This is a genomic window from Tenacibaculum aiptasiae, from assembly GCF_008806755.1.
GTDB lineage: Bacteria > Bacteroidota > Bacteroidia > Flavobacteriales > Flavobacteriaceae > Polaribacter > Polaribacter aiptasiae.
Genome location: NZ_WAAU01000003.1, coordinates 213,369 through 240,294, shown reverse-complemented (window position 1 = coordinate 240,294; position 26,926 = coordinate 213,369). Strand labels below are relative to the sequence as shown.

At 27.0% G+C, this 26,926-nt stretch carries 37 protein-coding genes; all 37 read left to right on the top strand.

Annotation, left to right across the window (positions count from 1 at the left end; genetic code table 11):
• Window positions 1-90: 90 nt before the first annotated feature.
• The 37 genes from F7018_RS01145 to F7018_RS00970 all read left to right on the top strand — a co-directional run bounded on the left by F7018_RS01145 (window position 91) and on the right by F7018_RS00970 (window position 26,925).
• Complete coding sequence (locus F7018_RS01145; protein WP_150898139.1) at window positions 91-753, top strand: CPBP family intramembrane glutamic endopeptidase; 663 nt, start codon at window positions 91-93, stop codon at window positions 751-753.
• 292 nt (window positions 754-1,045) lie between these two features.
• Window positions 1,046-2,578, top strand: a complete 1,533-nt coding sequence (locus F7018_RS01140) for a hypothetical protein (RefSeq protein WP_150898138.1) — start codon at window positions 1,046-1,048, stop codon at window positions 2,576-2,578.
• Window positions 2,579-2,594: 16 nt separating this feature from the next.
• The gene (locus F7018_RS01135) at window positions 2,595-3,251 is read left to right on the top strand and encodes a DUF6705 family protein (RefSeq protein WP_150898137.1); all 657 of its coding nucleotides are present in this window, start codon (window positions 2,595-2,597) and stop codon (window positions 3,249-3,251) included.
• A gap of 330 nt (window positions 3,252-3,581) precedes the next feature.
• Window positions 3,582-4,007: a hypothetical protein gene (locus tag F7018_RS01130; protein ID WP_150898136.1), complete on the top strand. Its 426-nt coding sequence runs from the start codon at window positions 3,582-3,584 to the stop codon at window positions 4,005-4,007.
• A gap of 161 nt (window positions 4,008-4,168) precedes the next feature.
• Window positions 4,169-4,549: a hypothetical protein gene (locus F7018_RS01125; RefSeq protein ID WP_150898135.1), complete on the top strand. Its 381-nt coding sequence runs from the start codon at window positions 4,169-4,171 to the stop codon at window positions 4,547-4,549.
• 571 nt (window positions 4,550-5,120) lie between these two features.
• Window positions 5,121-5,837 carry a hypothetical protein gene (locus tag F7018_RS01120; RefSeq protein WP_150898134.1) on the top strand — a complete coding sequence of 239 codons (717 nt, stop codon included), beginning with the start codon at window positions 5,121-5,123 and terminating at the stop codon, window positions 5,835-5,837.
• A gap of 154 nt (window positions 5,838-5,991) precedes the next feature.
• Window positions 5,992-6,447: a GNAT family N-acetyltransferase gene (locus F7018_RS01115; protein ID WP_150898133.1), complete on the top strand. Its 456-nt coding sequence runs from the start codon at window positions 5,992-5,994 to the stop codon at window positions 6,445-6,447.
• 315 nt (window positions 6,448-6,762) lie between these two features.
• Window positions 6,763-7,050, top strand: coding sequence for a biotin/lipoyl-containing protein (locus F7018_RS01110; protein WP_150898464.1), 288 nt, complete (start codon window positions 6,763-6,765; stop codon window positions 7,048-7,050).
• 25 nt (window positions 7,051-7,075) lie between these two features.
• Window positions 7,076-7,660: a nucleotidyltransferase family protein gene (locus F7018_RS01105; protein ID WP_217701343.1), complete on the top strand. Its 585-nt coding sequence runs from the start codon at window positions 7,076-7,078 to the stop codon at window positions 7,658-7,660.
• A 45-nt stretch (window positions 7,661-7,705) separates the two neighbouring features.
• Window positions 7,706-8,464, top strand: coding sequence for a hypothetical protein (locus tag F7018_RS01100; protein WP_150898132.1), 759 nt, complete (start codon window positions 7,706-7,708; stop codon window positions 8,462-8,464).
• Between the two features lie 172 nt (window positions 8,465-8,636).
• The gene (locus tag F7018_RS01095; protein ID WP_150898131.1) at window positions 8,637-9,227 is read left to right on the top strand and encodes a DUF6624 domain-containing protein; all 591 of its coding nucleotides are present in this window, start codon (window positions 8,637-8,639) and stop codon (window positions 9,225-9,227) included.
• A gap of 226 nt (window positions 9,228-9,453) precedes the next feature.
• Window positions 9,454-9,924 (top strand): hypothetical protein, encoded by a 471-nt coding sequence (locus F7018_RS01090; protein ID WP_150898130.1) that lies wholly within the window; start codon window positions 9,454-9,456, stop codon window positions 9,922-9,924.
• A 56-nt stretch (window positions 9,925-9,980) separates the two neighbouring features.
• Window positions 9,981-10,499 (top strand): STM3941 family protein, encoded by a 519-nt coding sequence (locus F7018_RS01085; protein ID WP_150898129.1) that lies wholly within the window; start codon window positions 9,981-9,983, stop codon window positions 10,497-10,499.
• A 252-nt stretch (window positions 10,500-10,751) separates the two neighbouring features.
• Entirely contained in the window at window positions 10,752-11,420 is a 669-nt protein-coding gene (locus F7018_RS01080) for a hypothetical protein (RefSeq protein ID WP_150898128.1), read from the top strand.
• A 127-nt stretch (window positions 11,421-11,547) separates the two neighbouring features.
• Window positions 11,548-11,940, top strand: coding sequence for a hypothetical protein (locus tag F7018_RS01075; protein ID WP_150898127.1), 393 nt, complete (start codon window positions 11,548-11,550; stop codon window positions 11,938-11,940).
• A gap of 178 nt (window positions 11,941-12,118) precedes the next feature.
• The gene (locus F7018_RS01070) at window positions 12,119-12,526 is read left to right on the top strand and encodes a hypothetical protein (protein ID WP_246175020.1); all 408 of its coding nucleotides are present in this window, start codon (window positions 12,119-12,121) and stop codon (window positions 12,524-12,526) included.
• Between the two features lie 335 nt (window positions 12,527-12,861).
• Entirely contained in the window at window positions 12,862-13,485 is a 624-nt protein-coding gene (locus tag F7018_RS01065) for a JAB domain-containing protein (protein ID WP_150898126.1), read from the top strand.
• 116 nt (window positions 13,486-13,601) lie between these two features.
• Window positions 13,602-14,219 (top strand): hypothetical protein, encoded by a 618-nt coding sequence (locus tag F7018_RS01060; protein WP_150898125.1) that lies wholly within the window; start codon window positions 13,602-13,604, stop codon window positions 14,217-14,219.
• 221 nt (window positions 14,220-14,440) lie between these two features.
• On the top strand, window positions 14,441-14,737 hold the full coding sequence (locus tag F7018_RS01055; protein ID WP_150898124.1) for a hypothetical protein: 297 nt from the start codon (window positions 14,441-14,443) through the stop codon (window positions 14,735-14,737).
• Between the two features lie 144 nt (window positions 14,738-14,881).
• The gene (locus F7018_RS01050; RefSeq protein ID WP_150898123.1) at window positions 14,882-15,466 is read left to right on the top strand and encodes an RDD family protein; all 585 of its coding nucleotides are present in this window, start codon (window positions 14,882-14,884) and stop codon (window positions 15,464-15,466) included.
• Between the two features lie 137 nt (window positions 15,467-15,603).
• Window positions 15,604-16,119: a hypothetical protein gene (locus F7018_RS01045; protein WP_150898122.1), complete on the top strand. Its 516-nt coding sequence runs from the start codon at window positions 15,604-15,606 to the stop codon at window positions 16,117-16,119.
• Window positions 16,120-16,206: 87 nt separating this feature from the next.
• The gene (locus tag F7018_RS01040; RefSeq protein ID WP_150898121.1) at window positions 16,207-16,782 is read left to right on the top strand and encodes a hypothetical protein; all 576 of its coding nucleotides are present in this window, start codon (window positions 16,207-16,209) and stop codon (window positions 16,780-16,782) included.
• A gap of 221 nt (window positions 16,783-17,003) precedes the next feature.
• Window positions 17,004-18,080: an AAA family ATPase gene (locus F7018_RS01035; RefSeq protein WP_150898120.1), complete on the top strand. Its 1,077-nt coding sequence runs from the start codon at window positions 17,004-17,006 to the stop codon at window positions 18,078-18,080.
• A 69-nt stretch (window positions 18,081-18,149) separates the two neighbouring features.
• The gene (locus F7018_RS01030; RefSeq protein WP_150898119.1) at window positions 18,150-18,542 is read left to right on the top strand and encodes a hypothetical protein; all 393 of its coding nucleotides are present in this window, start codon (window positions 18,150-18,152) and stop codon (window positions 18,540-18,542) included.
• A gap of 176 nt (window positions 18,543-18,718) precedes the next feature.
• Window positions 18,719-19,765 carry a hypothetical protein gene (locus tag F7018_RS01025; protein WP_150898118.1) on the top strand — a complete coding sequence of 349 codons (1,047 nt, stop codon included), beginning with the start codon at window positions 18,719-18,721 and terminating at the stop codon, window positions 19,763-19,765.
• Window positions 19,766-19,854: 89 nt separating this feature from the next.
• Window positions 19,855-20,949, top strand: a complete 1,095-nt coding sequence (locus tag F7018_RS01020; protein ID WP_150898117.1) for an SEL1-like repeat protein — start codon at window positions 19,855-19,857, stop codon at window positions 20,947-20,949.
• 48 nt (window positions 20,950-20,997) lie between these two features.
• Window positions 20,998-21,687: a hypothetical protein gene (locus F7018_RS01015; protein ID WP_150898116.1), complete on the top strand. Its 690-nt coding sequence runs from the start codon at window positions 20,998-21,000 to the stop codon at window positions 21,685-21,687.
• Between the two features lie 105 nt (window positions 21,688-21,792).
• A complete protein-coding gene (locus F7018_RS01010; RefSeq protein WP_150898115.1) occupies window positions 21,793-22,353 on the top strand; it encodes a hypothetical protein in 561 nt (186 codons plus the stop codon).
• 76 nt (window positions 22,354-22,429) lie between these two features.
• Complete coding sequence (locus F7018_RS01005) at window positions 22,430-22,810, top strand: hypothetical protein (protein WP_246175019.1); 381 nt, start codon at window positions 22,430-22,432, stop codon at window positions 22,808-22,810.
• A 46-nt stretch (window positions 22,811-22,856) separates the two neighbouring features.
• Complete coding sequence (locus tag F7018_RS01000; RefSeq protein WP_150898114.1) at window positions 22,857-23,429, top strand: hypothetical protein; 573 nt, start codon at window positions 22,857-22,859, stop codon at window positions 23,427-23,429.
• 54 nt (window positions 23,430-23,483) lie between these two features.
• Entirely contained in the window at window positions 23,484-23,633 is a 150-nt protein-coding gene (locus F7018_RS18230; protein WP_175578600.1) for a hypothetical protein, read from the top strand.
• 135 nt (window positions 23,634-23,768) lie between these two features.
• Window positions 23,769-24,332 (top strand): NIF family HAD-type phosphatase, encoded by a 564-nt coding sequence (locus F7018_RS00995; RefSeq protein ID WP_150898113.1) that lies wholly within the window; start codon window positions 23,769-23,771, stop codon window positions 24,330-24,332.
• Between the two features lie 45 nt (window positions 24,333-24,377).
• On the top strand, window positions 24,378-24,821 hold the full coding sequence (locus F7018_RS00990) for a hypothetical protein (RefSeq protein WP_150898112.1): 444 nt from the start codon (window positions 24,378-24,380) through the stop codon (window positions 24,819-24,821).
• 85 nt (window positions 24,822-24,906) lie between these two features.
• On the top strand, window positions 24,907-25,446 hold the full coding sequence (locus F7018_RS00985; protein WP_150898111.1) for a hypothetical protein: 540 nt from the start codon (window positions 24,907-24,909) through the stop codon (window positions 25,444-25,446).
• Window positions 25,447-25,547: 101 nt separating this feature from the next.
• Entirely contained in the window at window positions 25,548-26,000 is a 453-nt protein-coding gene (locus F7018_RS00980; protein ID WP_150898110.1) for a hypothetical protein, read from the top strand.
• 171 nt (window positions 26,001-26,171) lie between these two features.
• Entirely contained in the window at window positions 26,172-26,570 is a 399-nt protein-coding gene (locus F7018_RS00975; protein WP_150898109.1) for a hypothetical protein, read from the top strand.
• A 4-nt stretch (window positions 26,571-26,574) separates the two neighbouring features.
• Window positions 26,575-26,925 carry a hypothetical protein gene (locus F7018_RS00970; protein ID WP_150898108.1) on the top strand — a complete coding sequence of 117 codons (351 nt, stop codon included), beginning with the start codon at window positions 26,575-26,577 and terminating at the stop codon, window positions 26,923-26,925.
• The last annotated feature ends 1 nt before the right edge of the window (window position 26,926 follow it).

Genomic DNA, 26,926 nt, shown 5'->3' with positions numbered 1-26,926 from the left:
ATTCACGACCACTCAGCAAAAACATCAGTATTTAAAAGGGATTTCAAAAAATTAGTTCATTATTTCGTTTCGAATTTAAAACTCAAAACAATGAACAAAATCACCTTAAAACAAACATTAATCCCATTAATTACCATTACAATTATCTGCACTTTATGGTTTGGTCCTATTAGTATAGGTTACATAGAAAACATCGTTATTTCAATTTTAATTATTATAGCAAACTATATAGAATATAAAAAAGAAGCATTTTTAGAACTTGGTTTTCAACGCAAAAAATTTACCACCAAAAACATCTTTATACTAGCACCATTAGTTGCACTAGCACTCTTTATTTTCTATATATTTATATTAGTTCCTGGAATTACAAAACTTACAGAAGCACCAATAGATTATTCAGCTTTTGATCAATTAAAAGGAAATCTTCCAGCCTGTTTAATAGCTTTATTATTAGTGTGGGCAACGGCCGGATTTGGAGAAGAAATTATCTTTCGTGGTTATTTCATGCGACAATTTGTAAAATTCTTTGGAGAAAGCAAAATAAGCATTGCCCCTAATATTATTCTTTTAGCTTGTTTTTTTGGCTTTATGCACAGTTATCAAGGAATTACTGGCCAAATAGTTGCAGGAACAGTAGGAGCACTCTTAGCACTCATATATTACTTACGTAAATACGATTTATGGTTTATTATAGCAGTACATGGTTTTTTTGATACCATAGCACTCATATGTATATACTTTGGTTTGTTATAATTATACTAAATAGTAATGTTTAAAACTTACATTTTAGTACTATCATGTTTTAACAAGAATAAAACTATTCTTTTTAAATTAACTCATAAAACTTGTTTTAAACCGATAAAACAAAAAATCTAACCGTTTATTACATCATAGTTACCGTTTATTCATTTTACCTATGTAAAAACCTCTTTTTTAGATACCTTAATAAAGAAAATAGCTCTCATTATAAGTAAGTTACAGTTCATATTGCTGATATCTAAATAACTAGTGATTTACCTTAAAATGAAAAAAACTTTTAACATCTATGAAAAAGAGAAAAATAAACTACCTAAAATTATTTCTATTATTAATTTTTTGTTCTGCTTGTAATAAAGATCAAATACTTATTACTCCCACAAATAATATAAATTCTTATAAGGGAACATACGAATTTGTTAACATAATTGAATTTCCTAAACTAAAGCTTGAAATACAAAGTATAAATAAAAAACTTTCTAAAACTAATCAAAATAATGAGCCTTTTTATACTATTAACACTAAAGAAATTATAAAGGTAAAAGATGCTGATGGTTACAGTAATTATAGTTTTTTCTTAAATGTTCCAACAGCAAATAAATTCACTTTTTATAATCTGATTATACCTGAAGATAAAAATGGTAAAAAAGCTAAACCATATATAAGAAAATATGTTTGTGCTCCAGAGCAATATCCTATTTTTAAAGAACATAATTTTGATTTAGCATTTTTTAAAGGAAAACTTTATAAGTTCTATTTAGAAAATTTTAATAATAACTTACAAAGCAAGTTAGGGAATTGCGACCCTCAAGATTTTAATCCATCAGATAACATTTCTCCTAATAACTCTAACGGTGTAAGTAGTTCTCCAAATGATAATGACATTACATTAGGAGGAGGTTCAATTTCTGGTAGTGCACCTGTTTGTACTACTACTTTACATGTAAGAAGATGTACTGCAGGAGGAAATCATTTACCTGGAGAAAATTGTAAGGGAGAAGGTAGTGATAGAGCATCTATAACTAAAGTTACTTCATGCTCCAATGGAAAACTTGATGTTGTTGTACTTATGAAAAATAATAACAACTGTCCTACAGAAAATGGAGATGTAGCTTTTATTCCTACAGATATTAGCCATTTAATTAACCCTTGTAAAAATTTTAAAAAACTAGCCCAAAATAAAAAGTTCAAAGACAAACTTAAAGACTTGCTTAATAAAACTAAAACAGATAATTATGAAACAGGGTATATAATGAAACTCTCTAATAATGAATATAATTATAATATTAAAATAGGTATACCTGAAAAATTAGGGATAAATTTTACTATAAAAAATGGATACAAAATAGACGGTTTTATACATAATCATTATGATTCAAATAACAACAAAGATTTATCTGTTTTTAGCCCTAAAGATTTATACAGCTTATATCTATTATTAAAAAATAATAATATCAATGACCATAGTAACTTTGTTTTTGCAGTTACAACAGCACAAAACACCATTTACGCTATTCATATTAGAAACAAAAAAGATTTTATCAGGTTTGGAGATGATTATTTGGACGGTTTACAAGATGGAAGTAACGATTTTTTACCTTTTATATATGGTGGTATAGATAGCGTTTATTTTCATAAAGGCATTAAAAACATTAATAGTAATACCTTAAATGAAAAGCATTTTACAAAAATGCTGTTTTTTGGAGGCGGCCAAGGAGATACTGGTTTAGAACTATATAAGACAAATACCAACTTTAATAAGTGGTCTAAAATTAAATATAACCCTAAAACTAAAAATACCTCAATAACTCCTTGTAATTAATTGAAAACTAAAAACTATGAAAAATTTATTTTTATTATTAACTATCTCTATAATAAGTATAAACTGTAAAGCTCAAACTATATATCCTATAGAAGGTCCTTACGGTACAATAGAAGACCCCAAGCCTCCTATATATACTAAAGATATAAACAATATTAGAAATCCTTTTATAGGAATCTGGAAAGCTAAACAAGGAATTAAAGAATTTACTCTGTATTTATATAAATTAGATAAAGTACCTAATGGTTTATATGGTCCTCAAGGGCTTCAATTTCAAGATGGTATTATGGGATATTATATATATAAAGAAAACGGAATTGTAAAAATTAATTCTAAAAAATGGTTATTAAATCCTCTAGTTCCTAATAAAAAGCAATATGGGCCTTTTTTTGGTTTTACTTTTAACGGTTTAACAATTACAAGTGCTAGATTTATAGACTATGGTATTAAAGGAAAAAATTCTGATGGCTCTATAAGTGAAGGTAAAAGAGCAGATGCCGAATTGAAAATTACTAATTCAACACAACCCTTAAAAATGTCCTTAAAACTAATTAATAATTTTGAAGGTATTGTAATACATACTTCTGGTAAAATCGAACCGGATAATTATAATTTCAGTATTCCTACCAATTTAATTTTAACTAAAATATCGAACACCCCTCCTCCTTTATAATTTCATAGTACAGCAGCATGGTTTTATTCATAATCACGTTAAAAACCATAGTGATTTTGTTTTTCTGTTACAACAGCACAAAACACCATTTACGCTATTCATATTAGAAACAAAAAAGATTTTATCAGGCTGGGAGATGATTATTTGGACGGTTTACAAGATGGAAGAAAGAAGCGAATTGAATCAAAAATTAAAGTTGCAGATATCATATCGGAAATTATATTACATTTAGAAATTTTGATAATTCAGGTACAGCTAATTTAGTTGCTAACATTGATTTAAAATTCCCTTCAATTTGGGCAAAACAAGAGAATTAAAATTCATAAAATAATGACTGAAATAGAAAAAATACAATCTATGATAATCGATAATTCCTGTCATTTTGAATATTTATATAGTTTTATAGAAAACGTGAAAGAGTTTTATCCAAATTTAAAAGAACAAGAAATTAAAAGCAAAGTTCTTAATATTATCAAAATTCTTTTATCAAAAAAAATATTACGAGTAGGAAGTACCGAAACTTATGAATATTTTGATTTGCCATTAAACGAATGTATCGAAAAAATTGATAAAATATGGTTTGAAGGTGCTTCACATATAGATTTCCTAAATATGGTGTTTTTCTCAAGAACGAAATGGTTTTACCAAAAGTTAGAAAAAGAAGGATATAACTTTAAAGATAATTGGCAAGAATATGTTGAAAATAATCTTTGGATAAAAAAGATATTGGAGATTAATGATTCTGATTTGAAATAAATACGAAACCACAACATTGTATAACTATAATAAGGGCTAAAAGGCTAAAATCAAAAGTAGTTTAAACCGAAACTAATCGCTTATCAATCCCTTACTATGCTTATACGTTACCGTTACAATTCATATTGCTAATATCTAAATAACTAATGATTTACCTTAAAATGAAAAAACTTTCTAAAACTAATCAAAATAATGAGCCTTTTTATACTACTAACACTAAAGAAATTATAAAGGTAAATGAACTATCAATTTTGCTTTTATATTTTAATGAAATTACACAAAATAGAGTCACGCTTGTAAATACAGAAGCAATAATACATAAAACACTACCATTAAAACAGGCTTGTAGTTTTTGGAATACTTATTATGTGTATAGTTTTGGGGGCAATCAAAGTGTTTCAGAAACAAATGTTGACCAAGAAGCAGCATATGAAATAGTGACTGGAGAATTAGGGGGTTGTTCTAAAATTGGAGGTATTAATACTAGTTGTGCTTGGGGACAACATATGTGTTTATCTTCACAAGCTGTTTGTTGTAATTAAAGTTAATATTATGATAGCAAACAGCATACTAGCACCTAAAGAATTTTTAACACTCAGTATTATATATTGTATTTTATTAATTACAAGTTTAGTTCTTTGTTTAAAAAAAGAAAAAGGTATTTCAGTCTTTTTATGGATAATAATGATAGTAATATTCCCGTTTGGAAGCATTATTTATTTATTAAGATATCTTTTGACTAACTTTAAGAGGAAAAGAAAAAAACTCACAACATAGTATATAAAAATAGCAGTTAAGTGCAAACTACAAAGTTTGTGCTTTCTGCTTACTTTATTCTTAAACTGAAAACAATAGAACATTAAATTAACTACATTTCATATACAAAACCAATATTACCCATTTAATTTTAACTAAAATATCAAACATACCTCCTCCTTTATAATTTCATAATACAATACTAGTATTTGATAACATTATTCTTAAATTACCAATACACATTAAACAACCACCAAAACAGCATTTCATAACATGAATTCTACAGTTGACTACATCTCTTTTTTTTAAAAGCTTCACATATTTAATATTGAACTTTTAAATTAAAAAAGTAATAAAATGAGGCTATTAACAACAGTATTCCTAGTAGTAAGTATCAGTAACATATCATTCGGACAAAAGCCAAAAAACAAAATTTCAACAAATACAGAACAAAAGAATTATTCGAAAAAATCATATAATAAATCAACAAAAGAAAGATTCATTCCAGTGGAATTATTTACAGGAGCTAAATGGGATGGGGAACATAAATTAACATTAAAAAAAGTTGCTACCACAGCCACTTCCTGTCATCCAGTAACAGGAAAACGATGCACTAAATATACTATTACAGGGCCTTTCAAAACAGAAAAGAACAACACAAAAATTGAATGGGTAGGTAATAAAATTCCCTATTATCAAAGAATATATAACACCAAACGAGGAGGGAAAGTAGAATCGTTTTTTACCATTAACAATTCAAAAGATGGACTGGTTAGAATTTATGATAAACGAAAACAATGGGGAGAAAGAGCATATGACGGATTAGGAAGTAAATTTCCACTAGGCTATTGGAAACAAGGAGAAGTACGTACCTATCCATCACGCAGACCAACAAGAATAGAAATTATAGAACTAGACGGACCTAATCATTGCCTTACATTTCGATGGACAGTTGGAGAAGGAAAAAAAAGAAATCAAGATAATATCTATACTTTTTGTCCAAACCGTGGTTTTACAAGTTTTCGTCATAAAAACCAACATTTAGATTCAAAAAAACGAAAACCAAAAAATTAGAACAACAACTAACAAATCCCCATTTGCAACACCAACATACATTTAGTACTTTGGACTTACAAAAAAAGAAAAAGGAACATCAATGTTAACTGTAAACACGCAAAAGTTCCACATATAAACAAGATAGCAACAAGCTAAAAAACTAATCTCAATAATGAAATTTAGAAAAGCGACAAAAAATGATGTTTCAAAAATTGTGGAAATGATTGCAGATGACGAACTAGGAAAAACAAGAGAAGATTTTCAAACACCATTACCAGCAGAATATCTTAACGCTTTCGAAAATATAAATTCTGACCAAAATCAAGAACTGATTGTTATCGAAAATAAAAACTCTGAAATTATTGGAACTTTACAATTATCATTTATCCAATATCTGACTTATCGTGGTGGTATTAGAGCACAAATAGAAGCAGTTAGAATTCGAAAAGACCAAAGAAACCTTGGAATAGGAAAAACAATGTTTGAATGGGCAATTAATAGAGCAAAAGAACGAAATGCTCATTTATTACAACTTACATCTGATAAAAAAAGATCAAAGGCCATTAAATTCTATGAAGACTTAGGTTTTAAAGCTACTCACGAAGGAATGAAAATGCATTTTAAATAAAAAAATCTAGTTATCAACAAGGTATAATTGTAATTGCTATGAATACAACTAAATTCGTTTTCTGAAATAAAAACTTGAAAACAAAAAATACTATATAATAGTTCTATTATATCAGTTTAAAACATCAATATAAATTGAGTACATTACGCTCGTAAAAATTGAAAAAAAACATCAAAATACAACGCTATACTTACTGCAAAATCAATCTTATAAATGATAAAATCTCTAATCCGTAAACTATTTCTTTCCAATGAAAACCGAAATACGGTTATAAACGATTTAAAAAGCAATCCAAACTTCAAAACAAAAGAAGAAATGGAGAAAAAGGGAACTACCTCAACCCAAACAGAAACCAAATTAGAAAAAGGAAAAACCCAATCAATCTTCCTACCAACAACGGGAAACCAAAGAGGGTTCATTTTAACAAAATGGTATGTTAAGCCAGGGGACATTGTAAAAAGCGGAGATGTAATTTGTGAAATAGAAAACAAAAAAATCACAATGGAATTTGAAACTTTTTATAGTGGAAAAATAGTAAACACCTGCAGACTGAATCAAAAACTAACAAACGGAACCGAAATTGTAAAAATAGTAGGAATATAACCTCCCTTTACACCATCAACATACATTGAATACATTAAACACACAGAAAAATAAACTGCTTAAAGAAAAGCTAATTTCACTAATCATAGATTGTCCCGAAATAGTCGAAACAATAGAGGCTTGTACAAAGTATGGATTAAAAGATTATTATGTTGCAGGAGGAGCAATAACACAAATAATTTGGAATAATTTAAACGGAGAATCAACACTTAAAAATGTAAAAGATTTTGATATCGTATACTATTCAAAAAACGAAAAAAGGGAGCAATCAAAAGTCCATCAATTAGAAATAGAAAAATTAATAAGTCATAAATTCCCTCTCGATATAACCAATCAAGCATATGTTCATGAATGGTATCCGGAAAAGTTCGGAAATAAGATAAAACCATTTAATAAAACAGAAAACGGAATACAAACTTGGCTTTCAGCATTTGCAATTGGAATTCGAAAAACAAAAGAGTACCAAATATATGCACCATACGGATTGAAGGATGCTTTTAATATGCTTGTAAAACCAAATAAAATCACAATGAGTGAGGATAATTATATTAAAATGACCAATAGTTTTAAAAAGAGGTGGGAAAATATACAAATAGAACCTTGGAAATAAAAAACACAATAACTACATTAGGTCTACAAAAATTGAAAAAGAAATATGATCTTTGTAAAAGATGATATACCAAAATGGATTAAACCCTTTGCTGAATTTGGACCTGGAATAAAGCTTGACATAAAAATCAATCATGACAACTTTTTTTGGTATTTACAAGCTATGTGTAGTCCTCCCAATTTTGAAAAATACCTTATTCTCCTTCATCCTTTCTGGATAAACTATAAAGCAGAAAAACTAAATAAAACTGTCTCTTTTTTAAGAGAAAAAGATATCAATGACGAAGACTTTAAAAGATTAACGTATTTCGAATTCTTCAAAAAATATAATGAAGAATTTAAGTTAGAAACGGCAAAAAATATAAAAGAAAAAATTGCGGATAAATATTTTAGAGAAGATAATGATTGGCCCAAATACATATGGTATCCTGCTGAAGGAGAAGCGGAGTTTTCTGATTTGGAATTTATCATTCAATTATTGATTAAAAATTATGGAGACTTAGAATCTGATTTCTTTTATAGCCTTTTAAAAACAAAAGAGTCTTTAGAAAATAAGATTTTACGAGGAAAACTATCTGAATTACCAAAAGTTCTTGATTTTGAACCCGAAATTAGTAATAGTCCAAATGCAATCTATCCAACAAAAGGAAATGATTGGTTTATAATTACAGATTATGATTGCCCAATGACATTTATAGGTGGAAAAGCTGAATTAATTAATGAAATCTTAAGGAACAAACCTAACGGAATAGATCTTTATGAAATAAAACCTAAATATCAGGGAAAAGCAACTCATAATCATTAAAATAGATTCTAAAAACAATTCTATATTAATAGAAAACAACCAGTCAATAAGTCTTTTAAAAAGACAAACTGTCTTAGAATTTTACTTGGCTCAGTTATTGAAAATCGATTTTACACAAATAATAACAAAACTGTTATGAATTATATTAAATCAAAAAATAAATTCTAAAAAAATGAAAAAGAGAAAAGTATTCCTGAGCATATTTGCTGTTTTAATAGTAGCAATTTCAACATTTTTATTTATAAATAAAGACAAATTTGTTTATGTAGGTTCAGTAGATCTTATTGAGATAGACTGCAGTAAAAAACAACAAATCTTGAGCAAAGTATATGAAAGCGATCAAAGGATTAGAAAAGCAAATGACCTCATTAAGTACGCTAAAGAAGATCACAAAAATCAAGAATTAGTAATAAGCATTATTGAAAAATGTGGAATGCCGACATTAAAGGAGGTATCTCAAAAACAAATGAATGCCATCTGGTTGGGGCTGCAACATAGTAATAAAAAAATCAGAAAAAAGTATTTTCCACAAATAGAAAAAGCGGTAGAAAATGGAGACTTATCCAAACAGCAATATGCTTTAATGAAAGATAGAATATTAATGGATGAAGGGAAGCCTCAGATATATGGTTCACAAATAAATAATGGTAAATTATATAAATTAGAAAATCCAGAAACAGTAAACGAAAGAAGAAAGGAAATGGGAATGGAACCAATAGAGGGTTATTTAAAACATTTCGACATTCAGTCCAATTCAAATTAAAAATATAGATTATCGTATAATATAAAAAGCATTAAATAGTGCCAATATCAATATTGATATTGGCACTATTAGTATTTAAATACAAACATATAACAACACCTCTCATAACCAATTCTTCTACCTTATTTGCAAAACCAAAGTACATTGAGTACATTAGATTTGCAAAAATTGACTGTCAACACTTAAAAAACCCCCACATATAAATAAGCGGTATTCATTAGAAAAAATGAGTAAGAAATTCGAAATAAAAGATTTTAACAATGATTCTTTAATTATATTCTATTATAATGGAAATGATTCAGAAAAAATTCCAAAAATAAAGAGACATATATATAATTTAATAAATTATATACTTCAGATCATCGCTATGAATTACGAAAAAGAAGGTATAGACGATATTTGTGAATATGCAGAAACACTAGATGAAGAATTGGGGTTTATTTTTCATCAAGAAACAATCAATGCAATTTCAAAACCTTATCATTTTCCTCTATTTGTAAGAGAGAAAATATATTTATTGAGAGAAACTATAAGTCCAATGATAAACAATACATTGGGCAACAAAATGAAAAGAAATGATCCAGATTGGGTAAAGGTTTCACAAATAGCTCAAGAAATATTAAAAGACATAGGAAAAGAACAAATTACTCCAAGAGAATTTTTGAAAACAGAAAACTTATCAATGGATTGGATATAAAAACTTAACATCAATAAACTCACTTATAAATCAAGCTTATATTTATTATTCACAAAATGAACTCAGAAATTAAAATACCTCTTAACAAATTAAAAATTGGATTATTAACACTTTGTTCAATCGGTTTTGTATATGCATGTTACTTTATCTTATGGAATGTAATGGGAATAATTGGAATACTATTTTTTGGAGCAACAGGAATCTATGGGTTATCAAAATTATTTGATTTCAAAACCGGTTTAAAAATCGATTCAAAAGGAATTACTGACAACACCAATGCTACAAGTATTGGCTTAATTGAATGGAAAGACATTACAGGAATTCGAACCGAACAAGTAGTATCAACAAAGTTTCTATTGATTGACGTTAACAACCCAGAAAAATATATTAAAAAAGCTAAAAACATAGCACAAAAAAAACTAATGAAAGCTAATATGAGTAAATACTACACTCCTATTACCATAACATCAAACACATTGAATTATAACTTTGAACGACTAGAAAACCTAGTACTAGCAGAATTTAAAAAAAACAAAAACATACAACAACACCTCAACGATCAATCTCTTTCATAAACATGCAAGCTTAATTACAAAAATACACACATTGAGTACATTAGATTCAAAAAAATTGAAAAAGAAGCATCAAAACACAGCCCTATATACTTAACATTGAATATCAATAAATAAGTTATAGTCATAAGGACATCCAAAAATGTAAAAAGATTTGAAAAAAGAGGTTAGCGAAATATAAAAACTACATAAAACAATATATGACCTTAATTATATGGGTTCCTTCCATCTTGCTTTAAATATTAAAATTGCTAAATGAAAAATACATTTCATATACTAATACCCTTTCTAATTATAATCATTAGTTGTCATGCACAAAAGCAGATTTTTACAAATCAAGAATTAGTATTATCTGATTTGAAAGATGAATATGCAGGCAATTCAATCCAGAAAAATAGAATTTCAAATAACATCTTTAGTCTACTGAGAAATAATAACTATGAGATCTTAACAACAAGTTTTCAATCTATCTTAACTGGAGAATATAAAGCATTATTGTATTTAATAGCGGAAAAGAAAATAATAGATAAAATCGAACGACTAAACTATAAATATCACTCTGGAACATTTAAGTTATCAAATGATTTAAAAAACAATCAAAATCAAGTTTTATATAAAATCTTTTTACCAACTACTTCTGTTCCACATATTGTTACTCTTCATGAATATTTTGAGATTGATAAAAACAAAAAAATCATAAGTCAATTTAAATTCTATTCTGAAGAACGCGACTGCACTATGGGGAGAGAAAAGGGAGAGTTAATAAAACGAAGTATTAATTCTGAAAATGGAAATTATTATCTGACCAAGAGTATTTATGAATTCGATTGTGAAGATTTTGAATTTAAGAACGAGATTAAAAATCTAAAATTAGTATCGAGAGAAAAAGAAAAACTACCTATAACAATACCCAAACAGCATTAAAGCATAGTTTAGCTCAAACGTTAACAACAAGTAAGAATCAGAAGTCTAAAAAATAAAACAAATTGTAAGCAATTTAACGCAACCAAATCAAAACTTTTACATCTAATAAATAAACATTAAAAGTATTATGAAAAGAATAGTATTAATTTTAACAACAATCGGAATTCTATTTTCTTGCGACAATGATCATGAACTAAATTCAAATGTAGAATTAGTTGGAAACTGGAAATTAATAGAAGTTTTGGCAGACCCTGGTAACGGAAGTGGAACTTTTAAAGCAGTTGAAAGTAACAAAACAATTGAATTTAAAGCTAATGGGACTATAACAACTAACGGTTCTTTGTGCAATCCTTATTCAAAAGAAATAATAAGCTCAGGAACTTATTCTAATAATACAATAACTACAAATTGTCAAAATTCAAATATTGCAACAATTGGTTTTGAATTAAAAAGGCAGTTTTTGATTTTAAGTTTTATTTCTAATGAAGGGTATTATCAAAAGTTTGAAAAAATAAATTAAAAAAGAGTTGTCATAGAATAGGTTTTATTGAAAGTTTTAGTTCAAGAAGTAAAAATACTTTATGTTTAATTAAAACAAATGTGAGATTTAGAACTAAATGAAAAAAATATTGAGTAAATATGAATAAGACAATCTTAATACATTTTTTACTTCTTTAGATAATAAGTAAAGTTCAAAAATGATGAAAGAAGTTGAAATTCAAATTCATAACGAAAGAGAAAAAGTAACAACTACTCTTTGGGTTGAACAAATATCAGTAAACCAATTTCGAATGATTGATAATCATATATTCAATTACCAACTCACTTTAGGCACTGAATTTGAAACCAAAATTAATTCTGAAAATGAACACGAGGTTGTAAAAATAACAAAGGAATCAGAATTTATTACTCGTAGATTTAGATTAGCTCCTAAATATAAAGAATCAGACTACAGAATGCTTGGAGAGGAATTGAGTAAAAGAGGTGGTTTTTGGCAAGTCGACCTTGGAAGTATTGCTACAATCAACATTCCTAAAAATTTTGAATTTAACATTGATCAAGTTATCAAGGAACTAGATTTAAAGCTTACTGAAATAACTGAATAAAGAAAAATACTAACCGAATTAAAAAGCTGTGACTAACAATGCCTGTGATTCATTAAATGAAATTGAAAGTTTATATATTATTTTATTTTTTAGCATCATCTATTTGCAATGCCCAAGTCCACGCTGTTTTTAAAAAATTTTTGGAGTAATAACAGTTCTAAAATGGTTTTTTTGAAAATAAAACGACATAACAACAATATATAAACACAAATACGGCTAATGCTAAACCCGAAATAAACCGCTAACTTTCACATAAAAAAACAGTCATACAAAACCATTAAACACAAGCATAAAAATCCCTCTTCGGTTTTAAAATAAAGCATTACATTTATGCTATGAATATAAAACTAACAGAATCTGAAAAAATCAAAGTGCTTAATTCCGATGATATGTACGGAATTATGCAAAAGATTCTGCTTCGAGAACAAAAAATTGACCAAAACCGAGAACACTTCTGGGTAATTGGATTGGAAAATAACAATCGAATTCTTTTTATCGAATTAATCAGCTTAGGAACAGTTAATAAAACATTAGTTGAACCTATGGAAGTTTTTAGCTTTGCTTTACAAAAAAGAGCTGTTAATATCATTCTTTGCCATAATCATCCAAGTGGTGAATTAAAACCTTCTGAAGACGATAAAGACATTACAGACAGACTAATACAAGTGGGTATTATTGTTGACTTAAAAGTGATTGATCATTTAATTGTATCAAACAAAAGCTATTTGAGTTTTAAGGACATTGGACTTTTAGAAGAGTTAGAAAAAAGTACAAAGTATGTTCCACCATATGTATTGGCCGAACGAATAAAAAAAGAAGCCACTGAAATTGCCAAACGAAAAGAGAAAATTGAAATTGCTAAACAGTTGAAAAGAAAAGGTATTGATGAAAAGACAATATCTGAATCAACTGGATTATCAATTGAAGAAGTTGAAAAACTAAGAGTACGAAAAAAATAATTGCTAGTTCCCTACAATCTATAATCGGAAATACTAACAAAAGTCTAAATCAAAAAACATTAAATTAAATTTAATTTTATAATTGGCAATTACACAAAGTCCTTACCTAGCATAAAATGAAAAAATATTTCTATTTAGTATTCATATTGCATTTAACTATTGGTTGCAAAAAGATAGAAAAAGAACCTTCAAAAAACACTTTAAACTTAAATAACTCTGATTCAACAATTACAGTTAATGATAATAAAAAGATATTATCCAAAATCATAAATTCATTTCATAAAGCAAAAAAAATTGTAATTACAGAAAAAACAACAATTGTTGATATAACTCAGGATACAGAACAAATAGAATTCGGTAATTTTAATTACAGGTTACCTTGTTTAGATAAAGAAACTTTTGATAATTTTCTTCTTAAAAATCAATCTCCTGTTAAAATTAAAGGCAATTTTTATACTCAAAAGAACATCGTTATACTAGAAAATCAACAAATAAATGAAGTTTTAAAAAATTCAATTTATAATGGCTGGAAAAAGTTTTACGAAACTTACGGAGAAGAAGCTCAAGGTTTATTAACATTATCCAGAATAGGTTTTAACAAGAAAAAAAATAAAGCTTTATTATATTATTCCAATCAGTCTAATAATACAAATGGTGGCGGGTATGTGTTAGTATTTAAAAAAATTAAAAATGATTGGGAAATATGCTCATCAACTCAGGTATGGATTGCCTAAAACATATAACATCTTCTACCATAACAAATCCCTCTTACCCACTTGTAAAACCAACATACATTGAGTACATTTCGCTCGCTAAAATTGAAAAGTAGCTTTAAAACTTACCTATAAAAAAGAAAATAATAATTGGAATTCTACTATAAAGAAATTGATTTTCTGATTAAGATAAAACGAGCAAATTAAAACCTAAATACAGTAATTCATTTACCTTTAACAAAATGTTGAATATTATACAACAAAATAAAAACTGGACTGAAGGAAGCGGAATTCTAATTATTGGAATTTGTCTATGCGCTATATTACTACAACATTTAGTACAACCTTACCGTGGAACATGGATTTATCAATACGGAAACCTTACTTCTTATTTTACCTTCTTTGGCGGAATTCTTGCATCCTTGATAAATACAATCTTTTTACTTTCAAAGCATAAATCTGATTTAAAAACTAATTGGATTTGGATATTGTTAAGTGCAGTTCCTCTGATGTATTTTACAGTTATAATGACTAATTAACAACACCTCCCATAACAAATCCCTCTTACCAACTTGTAAAACCAACATACATTGAGTACATTACGCTCGCTAAAATTGAAAAGGAAACATTAAAAACACAGCTATGCTTACATAAATAAGTTGGTTTAATTCAGAACAAACTATATGGAAAACGAATTTGCAAAAGTAATGTCTGAGAGAACAGACAATGAATTAATTAAGATTGTAACAGTTGAAAGAGAAAAATATAACCCCATTGCAATTGAAGCTGCTGATGCAGAAGTTGAAAAGCGAGGTATCGATACCTCAGGTTTCGAAAAAATAAGACAAAAAGCAGCAGAAGAAAGAAAACAAAAAGAAAAAATTGATTCAAATGTTGTTAGTTCAGAAATTCGATTTTTGAATTTTTTAATAGATCTTATCGCATGGTTAATCGTAATATTTATTACCGGTTTTATAGTTAGTCTTTTTATCCAATTAACTAATTTTTTAATTGTCAATCTTTTAATCTTAGGAACTTTTATTGCTTATTATGCTCTAATGGAAATAAAATTCCAAAAAACAATTGGAAAGTTTATAACTAAAACAAAAGTGGTAAAAATAGATGGTAAAAAACCAACTGATGAAGATATAATAGTTAGAACTTTTTGCCGATTAATTCCATTAGATAGAATTTCATTTCTATTTCAAAAAAATGGATTTCACGATCTTTTATCAAAAACAAAAGTTGTTAAAGACACCTTAGAATAAGGTTTTAACAATAGTAAGTACTACTATAACCCCTAATTAATGTTTTTGTCAAATAATTATTAAACCTTTAAGAAACCTAAAACGCTAAACAATTAAAAGAAAATCAAAAAAACAACGCTATATTAATTGCTCACAATATGAAAAAAACGGTTTTCTTAATATGTAGCTTTCTTATTTTAACAAGTTTTGTTAGAAATTCAGTTAGAAATTTACTCCCGACTGAAAAGCAGAGTGTAGAAAAAATATTCGCTAATAAACGAGTTCAAATACGGATTACAAATCATGGCGGGTCAGGAGCAAACATAATCGGAATTAGTAAACTGATTGTAAAACGAAAAAATAACGGAAAGGAATATCGAGTTAAATATAATGATAAACTGAAAGGAAAAAGATCTAAATTTAAAATTACTCAAACCGAATTTGAAGAGCTAAAAAATATTTTTAATGATTTAGTTAAAGTAAATAATTCTAAAAAAATTCTTAACGGAGATTGTGTAATCATAGATAAAAATTACGAATTAATCAGTAGCGGATTGAAAATGATAATCAAACCAAACAAAAATTCATCAGAACTATTAGCTCTTGAACATTGGGTTTATAAACAAGAGCATGAAAAAAACACTATAGATAACAACCTAAAAAAGCATCAATAAATTAGAGGTCAATATAAAACAGAAAAGTTAGTGCATTAAAAACACAACACTTTTCAAGTACAAACCCCTTAAGCACTATAACTTTGAATGAAAAACAAGATAAACAGCATATTAGCAAAAGGAAAAACAGAAAAGAAAAACAAAAAAGTTGAACGCTTTATTAATTATTCTGTTTTAATAGGATTCGGATTTATGCTTTTTTGGATATTGTTTTTATACCCCATCATTTTTATTAATATAAAACTAATATTATTCATTTTATTTATTCCAGCATTAATAATAACCCCTTTTCTATCAAAGAAAATAATTACTTCGTTAGGTTATCAACTTAAAATAAAAGATAGTCAGAATTATAATTTCTTAATCCGTTTTGCAACATATGTATTAATCATGATGCCAATTGGGAATTTTCTTGTTGCAACATTTTTAGGAACAAATATTTTGTTTAAGGAAGAAAATATTGAAACTATTTATATTAAACCTCAAAATATTTATGAAAAAAAGCATGGTGTAAAAAGTGCTGAAATTAATTATAATAATACCAGTAAAAGAATAAACTTTAGGGAAATATCAACTAAGGAACTTCAAAGCAAAAAAGTCAAAATTGATATCTCAAAAGGATTTTGGGGTTATCATGTAATTGTAAAAAGGACATTAATATAAAACTACCAAACACTATTTTAAAATGCATTAAAACGCATTTTACACTAAACATAAGCAACTTGAATAAGGCAGAAAAATGTATTAATTCTTAACTTACGTGAAATGAAAAAGAAACATAAAATAATGCTACACACTTAACACTTAATGTATAAATACAAGGAACAAAGTTCCTTATATAACAAGTTGCAAATAATTATTACATAAAAAATAAAAAAGTCAAAATGTCCGAATTATTAAAAGCTTTCGATTCTTATAATGAATTTGAAAAAAGTTCATATTTCACATTGATGTTTAATTCTATAGCATCTACTTTGTCTCTCGAAATTAACCTTGAGGAATCTAAAGAGAACATTGAGAAAGTATTACAAATTTTAAATCTGAAAAATGGAGATTATGAATTAGTATTTAAAAATTGGAATACAGAAGATTCAAATAATGCTGATTTCAGTTCAGATTTTCCTTATCAATTTTTATTTAAATCCATATCCAATAAATGCATCATTTGGATTTCTTTAGAATATGAAACATTGAAAATTGATTTCTATTATGATTGTAAAGACTCTAATCTTGAAAAATACATTATAAATCAAAATCATAAAGTTCGTTCTGAATTAGGAATGCCGAAGACTCCAACTTTTAAGGTTTTAACAAAAGACGCAGGAGGCTTTGAAACCGAAGATGTAGGAACTGAAAAAATTGAACTCGATATTGCTAAAAATTATAATTCTGATTTCGTTACTGAATATGAAAAAATTCAAAAAGCAATTAAGTCAAAACAATCAGGCTTGATTTTATTATATGGAAAACCAGGAACAGGAAAAACAACTTTAATTAAAGGACTTATTTCAAAAAACAATAAAGCTAATTTTATTTTTGTTCAAAACGAATTTGTAAACAATTTATTAGATCCTGATTTTATTTCATTTCTACTAAAACAAAGAAATTCTATTTTAATAATTGAAGATGCTGAAAAAGTAATTACATCAAGAGAAAATTTAAAACAAGAATCTGTTGTTTCTACTATTCTTCAATTAACAGATGGGCTCTTTAGCGATTATTTAAATATTAAAATTATCTGTACTTTCAATACTAGTTTATCTAAAATTGACAATGCGCTTTTAAGAAAAGGTAGAATTATTTCTAAATACGAATTCAAAGATTTAGAAATAAATAAAACTAATGAGTTATTGAATAGTTTAAATTTTGAAAACTCGAATAAGGCTTTACCTCTATCTGAGATATATAATCAAGATGAAGAAAATTATTCTAATCTTAAACTAAAAAAAATAGGCTTTTAACTAATTACAACAATACCTAAACAACTTTAAAAATACCTGAACCAAAACGTTGGAATTAATTTAAACCTAATGAAATTCAAACTTACTTACATTTTAATTTTATTCTCATTTTTCAGCTGTAAAAAAGATCCAATCTGCACTATTAATGAAAATAATGCTGGAAAAGAAACCTACGACTTGGATGAAGCAACCTGCTTCATTGCATTGAAACTAGAAAAGAAAAAGTCCGATTTGAATTTAATTCGCGATGCTTTGATTGCAGAAGAGAACTATATGTCTAAAATCAGATTACTATCCAAAAATCCGGATTCAAAAAATAAATCAAATGCCTATTTAGATATAAATGAACTTGTGAAATATGCTATGCATAAGGAAAAAATAGACTTAACAAAAGACCATTTACTCGAAATCTATAATGTTGAAATTGAATATTTAAAGTTTATTGGAGTTTTAGATAAATAGAAAACTACACTAATATATTCACTATTATTATATATTCTACTATGCATAAACCCCACTTGTAAAACCAACATACATTGAGTACATTAGACTCACAAAAATTGAAAAAGAAACATTAAAAATAATCCTATGCACTTAACACTTAATATATAAATAAGTAGTGCGTAGTTAAAACCAAAATGCTAAAAAAAATAATTCAGAAGATCATTGGAGAAGACTATAAAAAGCCTAAAGCTGTACAATGCTTATGGTATTCAGATTTTGATTACCTAGCATTAGAAATTGAGCTAGTTTATAAAACTAGGCTAGGGTATAAAAAAGAGAGTGTAACTACTCTTAACTATATAGACTTTGAAAGTCAACAAGAACTCAGTAAAGAAGCCAAAACAATTGGAAAAACTTTAGCTGAAAAACATAACGCTGAATTTTACTTCCCTTCACCTGATGAATGGTCAAGAGAGTGCCCTGATTGGTGGCTTTCGAAAACTGCTTTTAAATGTGAAGATTGTAGAATACCAATAATACAAACTGACAGTAAATACCTTCCTAAAGAGGTTTGTTATCCTTGTCATTTAACCAGAGAACAAAACCATCGAATAAAAAATGCTCTTCCATATGACGATGGAGTATCAATGTACTTTTATAAAAATGGTGAATATATAAAATTAGGCTATGCTTCAATATTTGAAAGTTTTACAATTTCGCCATTTATAAAACATAAAATATCGAATGAAAAATTAAATAATACAATTAGTATTATATCACTAAATAAAAAGGACATTAAAAATTTAATTCAAGAACTAGAAAACCTAATCGAAGAAAAATTAAAAAACTATAAAAAGCCTATAGAAGAAAAAAGACTTTCTAAATTTAATTCAATTAAAAGTATTAATTATAAATCAATTGAATATCAATTCAAAGGTTATGACAATGAAACTATGGATTTAATTTCTTCTTTTAACCAAGCTCAAGAAGCACTAGATGAAGATTTTGAATATAGGATATTTTTTAAAAAAGGTTTCACTTATAGAGATGATTCATTTCTTCGCTTTGTTAATTATGTTAATAAAGGAGAAACCAATATTTCGGAAGTAAATAAAAGATATAGAGAAATATTATCTCAGCAAGAAATAGAATCAACAATAACAAAATTGATTGAAATTGAATGTTTAACCAGAAATCAAGACAATATCTTTATAACTGAAAAAGGAAAAAGTATTGTTTAAAATAAAGAACGTACAACAATAACTATAAAGAATTGCTATCCTTACGTAACAAACTTATACACAATACCGTTACGCACAAATTAAATAGAATGAAAAAACTAACATTAATAATCTTTTGCTTTATATCAGCAATATCATTTTCACAAAACGCTAAGTATAAAAAAGGATTGAAATATTTTGACTCAATGAAGTTTATAAAATCCTTTAAAATCATGCAACCTTATGCCGATTCGGGCGACAAAACAGCTCAATTTATAGTTGGATATTGTTATTACAATAAAGAATTAGAAATAAAGAATGACTCCTTAGCCGAACAATATTTAATTAAATCGGCAAACCAAAAGTTTGGTAGAGCAATGGGATTATTATCTGTTATTTATTTTCAAAAGAGTATAACCACTCCAAAATATAAAGTAAATGCCTTGGTTTGGGCTGAAATTGCTGCAGCTTACGATCCAATTCAAAAAGGAACTACTACTAGACATTTAATTAAGGCTTATATGTCTTCTGAGGAATTACAATTAGCTAAGCAACTACTAGAAAAAAAGAAGCAAACATTTAACAAAATAAACCTTGAAGAATTTAAGGCTTCTATTCCTAGTAAGAGGAATAAAAAATCCAAAAGATCTAAGATTCCTAAGAATAAGTTAGGACTAATGGAAGATCCTTATAGAGATTGGGTATCAAGGTGGAAATATGAACAATTTGAGTGTTACACTCTATACTATACAAAGTCCATAGAAGCATCAATAATCAATGCAACAATATCAGCTATTCAATCAACTAAAGAATTTGAATTATCGTCATTATATAGAGGAAAACAAACTAAAAATTTAAAGTTATCAGCTAAAGAAAAGAGTTACATTATAAAAGAACTAAGTACATTATTAAACCACGAATGGCAAGAACATTTATTTCCTTACTCTAGTCGCCTTGATAGTCCGCAAGAAATTCAAAATGCATTCAACCGAACTGAAAAACTAGGAACAGAAAAGGAAAAGAATATGTGCGCTATTGTTTATACTTTTTCAAAACCAATTATTCTAAGAAACGGTACACTAGCTCTTTTTCTAGATCAAAAAAGATATAGAACAAACTACACGCAACTAAATTTTAGCTTTTACTCGCTCGAAAACAATCGATGGAAAGAATTAGCGGTCGTGTATAAGTATTATGAAAATTGAAAGTAATACAACGTACAAAATTCTCATATAAACAAGTTATAAAATATTATGAAAAACAAACTGCTTATATTTTTATTATTTTTTACCATTTCAATTCAGGCTCAATTCGAATTCCAGCCTGATACGACTGAGGTTTCATGTAAAAAAGAACTCGATAAAGCTGAAAAAGATTTCAATCAAAATAACTTTACTTTAAGAATCCAAAAAACTCCTTGGTTAACAGACACTCAAATTAGAATTATAAAAGAATATGGAATAAAAATTGAAAGTTCAAGATTTCATATGAATAATTGTTATGACTACAAAATAGAAAAATTGCTTAATAAAAAATTTGGTTTTAACTTCTTAAAACATACAGAAGAAAAAGCAAAATATTTAGATGAAAATGGAAAAGGAAATAGAAGTGCAAGCCTAATAAATAAAGAAAAAGATTTAAAAAGTCATATTCTGAATAATCTATCAAAAAAACAACTTAGAATTCTAAGAAAGAAATATGGACAAAAAAATATTTGGATAGCTTCAATAATAGACAAAAAAGGATATTATCATATTCAAAAAATAGGTTTTTTAACAGAGTTTGATATTGAATCTTTTGACAAAAGCTTAAATCAAATAGAAGAGATTTCTGAACCTTTGATAAGTAATATAATTGACAACAAATTATTATATATTCCTGCAACTAAAAATGGGGAATTAGTAATAGAAAGAATTATATACAGAATGAACTTTAAAAAATAACATTGCTCACAAATTTTCAGTTTAATGTGTACTTATAAAATTAAGTACTACCCCACCCAACTACACATAGCCAATATCCTTGGTAATAATTAAAAACAAACACCTATGAAACGAATCTTAATTTTTATTTTTTTTATTGTCACTCAAATTTCACAAAGCCAAATCAATAATACTGATTTAAAACAACTTAAAAATCTTGTTAATGAATTTGACGTAGTTCTAAAGAAATATTATCCAAAAACTGAAAGTAACAAAGCTTATCAAAATTACCTTGAAGATTTACTTCAAAAAAAAATAAATCCGAATATCATAAATGAGAAAAATAGCTTCAACGCTATAAAGAAGTTTACTGAGGATAGTACTTTCAAAAAAGTATGGAAGTTAAATCCTGTAAAAGAGGAAAATAAAAAATTTATAATCGATTATAACGGAGATTTTTATGAATACATTACAAAAAATTGTGATCAAAAAAATTTAAAACAATCTTTATTAGAGTTTAAAAAGCTTAACAATAATCATAATGCTAAATTTAAACCTAGTCCATACATTTTAGTTTCAGTCTTTACAACTTATCTGGGAGAAAACGATTACGATGTTGAGAATACAAAACTAGCTATAGCAATCATGTTCTATTATGATATTATCGCTGAACATAAAATTAAATAAAACTATTATCAACAATAACTATAAAAAATTGCTAGCTTTATACAACAAACTCATACACAAACCCTTTGTTTGCAATTTGAAAAAAACTGAATTAAATATGTGGGAACCAATAACCGAAAAACAACTCTATTCTGAAATATGGGATGCAGAATATAAATTAGAAGGAAAACATCTTAATTTTTGGAATTTAATAAACATAGGTCCTGAAAAATGGAGTGAACCAAATTTTGGAAACGAGGGTGGTGGATTTTGGGTTGTTGCAATTTGCGGACGTAAAATAATTTGGTATAACGATATTGAGGAAGGGTTTAATATTTCCGATTATACTGAGTACGGAAAAATAAATGGATATTATTGCAATCAAGACTATTTGGATGAAGCTGTCTTAAGATTATTTGAATTGATAAACTTTGGCGGACAAATAACAGGACAAGCAGGACCTCCAATAAATATGTAATAAAACTGTATATAAATAATAGCTAAATCAATACAAAAAACATAAAATGAATAAATTCACAGTTTTTTTACTACTCATAACAATAGTAATCAATTCCTGTAAAAATTCTGAAAAGGAATTTGATAAATTGGAAATTGCTAAGAAATATTATAACGTTCTTGATAAATCAAATGTTTCTGAAATCGAAATTTTGCTTACCGATAGCCTATTAATAAAGGAAACCGAATATGATTATGAGCAAACATTTTCTAAAAAAGAATACATCAAATGGTTAAAATGGGATTCTGTGTATGAACCAACTTACAAAATCATCGAAATAAAACAAGAAAATAAAACTGTAAAAGCTAAAATTTCAAAAACAGATAAAAGAATCTCTTTCCTTCATAAAGAGCCTATTGTCAGCGAACAAATCATCTATTTCGATAATGATAAAATAACAAGTATTGAAACGGCAAAAAATGTGATTTTTAATGATTCAATTTTTGTTAAAAATCGAGATAAACTTTTGAATTGGATTGACAAAAATCATCCAGAATTGAATGGATTTATTCACGACCAAACAAAAACTGGTGGAATAAAATACCTAAAAGCAATTGAACTCTATCAAAATAAAAAATAACGCATTACAACAATGTATTAATTAGAAAATGGCAATACCTAAAAAAGGAATTACATGTTGCAATCGAATGAAGAGAAAATATTTGAATTTGTAAATACAGATTCAATTTTATTTAATATTGGAGCTAAAATATTTTTCGGTGATACAAGACTTGAAGTCTATGACAAAAAAGGTGAATTAGCAGGAATTAGTGGTGAATATTAGGAAAAGTATAAAATTCCTAATGATGTAGAATACGGATTCGTAATAGTACCAATAGTTGAAGGAGATATTATTACTGAAGAAAAAAATTAATGTATTACCCATAACAAACAATTATACAAAACCACCCTAAGCAGCTTGAAAGAAACAGAAAAGATTTTATTAATTCTTGACTTAGATGAAACTCTAATTCACGCTACCGAAACAAAACTTGAGATTGATTCGGACTTTCAGTATGTGCAATATTACGTATATAAACGACCAAACTTAATGAAGTTTCTGACTGAAATGAATAAGTATTTCAAACTTGCAATTTGGTCATCTGCAGATGATAAATATGTAAATGATATTGTTAAACTAATAAAACCTGCAGAAATAGAATTTGAATTTGTTTGGGCACGTAGCAGATGTACTCCAAGACGTGACTATCAATTGGATAAATATGTTCATGAAAAAAGACTTAAAAAAGTAAAAAAACAAGGCTTCAAGCTTGAAAAAACTCTAATTGTAGATGATTCACCTAAAAAAACAAGAGATAACTTCGGAAATGCTATTTATATTTTACCATTCGAAGGAAACCAAAAAGATAATGAGTTAAACTTACTCTCAGAATTTCTTAAAACAATAAAAGAATCCGAAAATGTAAGAAGAATTGAAAAAAGAGGTTGGCGAAATATAAAAACGTATAACAACAACCTATAATCAACTAAAATTCAACTACTTTTATTTAAATAATAAAGTTGCTAAATGAAAAATACATTTTATATACTAATTCTTTCTCTTGGAATAATTAGTTGTACTAATCCAAAACAGAATCTAATTCGTGTTAAGAATGATTATAAAATTGATTTAACTATAATAGATTCAGTACGAGAGAATCTTAATGGTTTTTGGTTGATGGATTTGAATACTAAAAACTCAGATATAGAAACTATTTTATGCTTGCAATTCTATAATAATTTAAGTTCATGGGAACACATTAACTACAATAAAAAACTTCTAAATAATTACTATGAAACTAACTCTTCTGAACCAATTGCTAGTTTAATTAAAATAAAGGACACTGTGAAAATAGTGTTTGTTGGACTTGGAGGTTCCGATACAACTAAAATTGATTTTTTATCTAAAACCAAGTTAAAAATAAATAACAGAATTTATCTAAAACATAAAGGATACTCTATATTAAAATAAAAACAAGTATCACCACCACTTGCAACACCAACACATATTAAGTACATTACACTCACTAAAATTGAAAAAGAAACATTAAAAATTAATGCTTGGAATTCCTACATACAAACCAAACTTTCACACTAAAGCCAAAAGCTTTAAAAAAGAATTTAACAAAACCTTATCCGAGCTTATTGGAAAAAAGATTAACCGATTTTGGATTATGTGGGACATCAATGAAAATGAATGGCTTGCCGATGCTCCAGTAATCTTAGAAATTAATGGAATCAGGTTTGAATTTACAGTATATCAAATAGCTGAATTCAGCCTAACTATAAACTCATTTGAATTATCTGACAAACTAGACTGGTACGGAAGTGGAGATGAAATGCCACTAACTTGGAAAGAAAATGGTAAACCAGAATTAGTTAAAAATTTAAACAAGCCAATAATTGGAATTAATATTTTAACTTATACAAAAGAGAGCGAATTACTTACTGGAATTGAATTTGTACTTGAAAAAGAATCTGAGTCCGATAATGAAAATTTCTTTTCAATTTATAATGGACTGGACCAAAATGAAATTGGGAAAACTGAAATACAATACAAAAATCAAATAAAACGAATAAAAATAACTAACAACTAGTGGTTCCCAACAATTTACGATCGAAATAACCTTGGATTACATTCTCATATTCTCCATTAACGATTAAACGAAACCATGAAAATACTTTAAAACTAAAAAAATTGTTAACCAAAATACTATTAAAAGATACTATTGAATTTAACGGAACAATATCCGATTTAAAAGAAAAAATAAACCTGAATAATAAACCCGATTTCAAAATAGAATGGAGCAAACAAAACGAACTTAAATTTTTATCTAATATCTCTTTTGGAACATTAACCATGAGTGGATTTCCTGGAGCAATTGATGGAATTAAAGGTTATGGAAGTTTAAGTGAGTCTGAAAATGGAAATACACTTATTGAAATGAATACAAAAATTCGGATAGAGTTATATTTCGCTCTATTTGTTTCTCTTTTCATATTCTTTGTAGGATATATCTCTGGAGAAAATTTTCCTATTTGGATTTATTTGTTGCTACCTTTTTCATTACTATGGTTTTGGTTTATTTTTAGAATACAAGAAAAAAGATTGTTTAAAAAATTTAAAAACTATATCAATAGAATAGAGTAGCGAAATTATAACAATTTACAACCTCAAATCTAATTCTGCACTAACAAATATTGAGTACATTAGATTCACTAAAATTGAAAAAGAAACATAAAAAAATAATGCTATCCACTTAATAAACAGAGTTCCACTTACAATAAGTTATGTAGCGTCTATAACGATTAAAGAAAACGAATGAAAATTTACGGAAAATGTAAAAATTGTGAAACTGAAATTGGATTTTCAACGAGTGCAAATACAAGAGTTGAATTTGCTATGCAAGATGGAGAAAACAAAATACTGAATTGTAAAAATTGCGGAATAAAAACAAAATTTCACGTTGATGAATTATTTACAAAAGAATCTAAAATTGCTCAAATTGGAGCTGGTTTAATTTTGTTAATCGGAACACCTTTAATCTTCTTATCACTAAACCTAGTATTTAATGGAAATTGGAATCATTATGTAATATATGCTATTGGTGGATTTTTACTAGTTCCTATAATCACATATGAGATTATAAAAAAACAAGACCAAACTAGAGTCAATTCGTTTAATAGAAGTAAACTAAAAGGTCGAATTCATAACATTTAAAGCTATGAAAACACTTATATTTTACATTATTGTCGGACTTTTATTTTTGCTAATTCCTTTATCTGGAATCGGGATTTTAGGAACAATGATTACAGATAAATATCAAATTCAACATGCAAGAACATTTTTAGAAATAGATTCAAATAAATTATCTGAAATAGAAATTCGAGAAAAAAGCAAAGCGATTGGCAATTTAGAAAAGACTATTAAACAAAAACAATTATTAATGTTTGGAATTGCCACAATTGGACTAGTTTCAGGGATTTCATTATTAAGAAATAAAAACTCTTTGCTTAACCCCATAACTAACCATACAAAAAAACCTTATAACGAATTAAGAAAAAGTCAAGATTAAA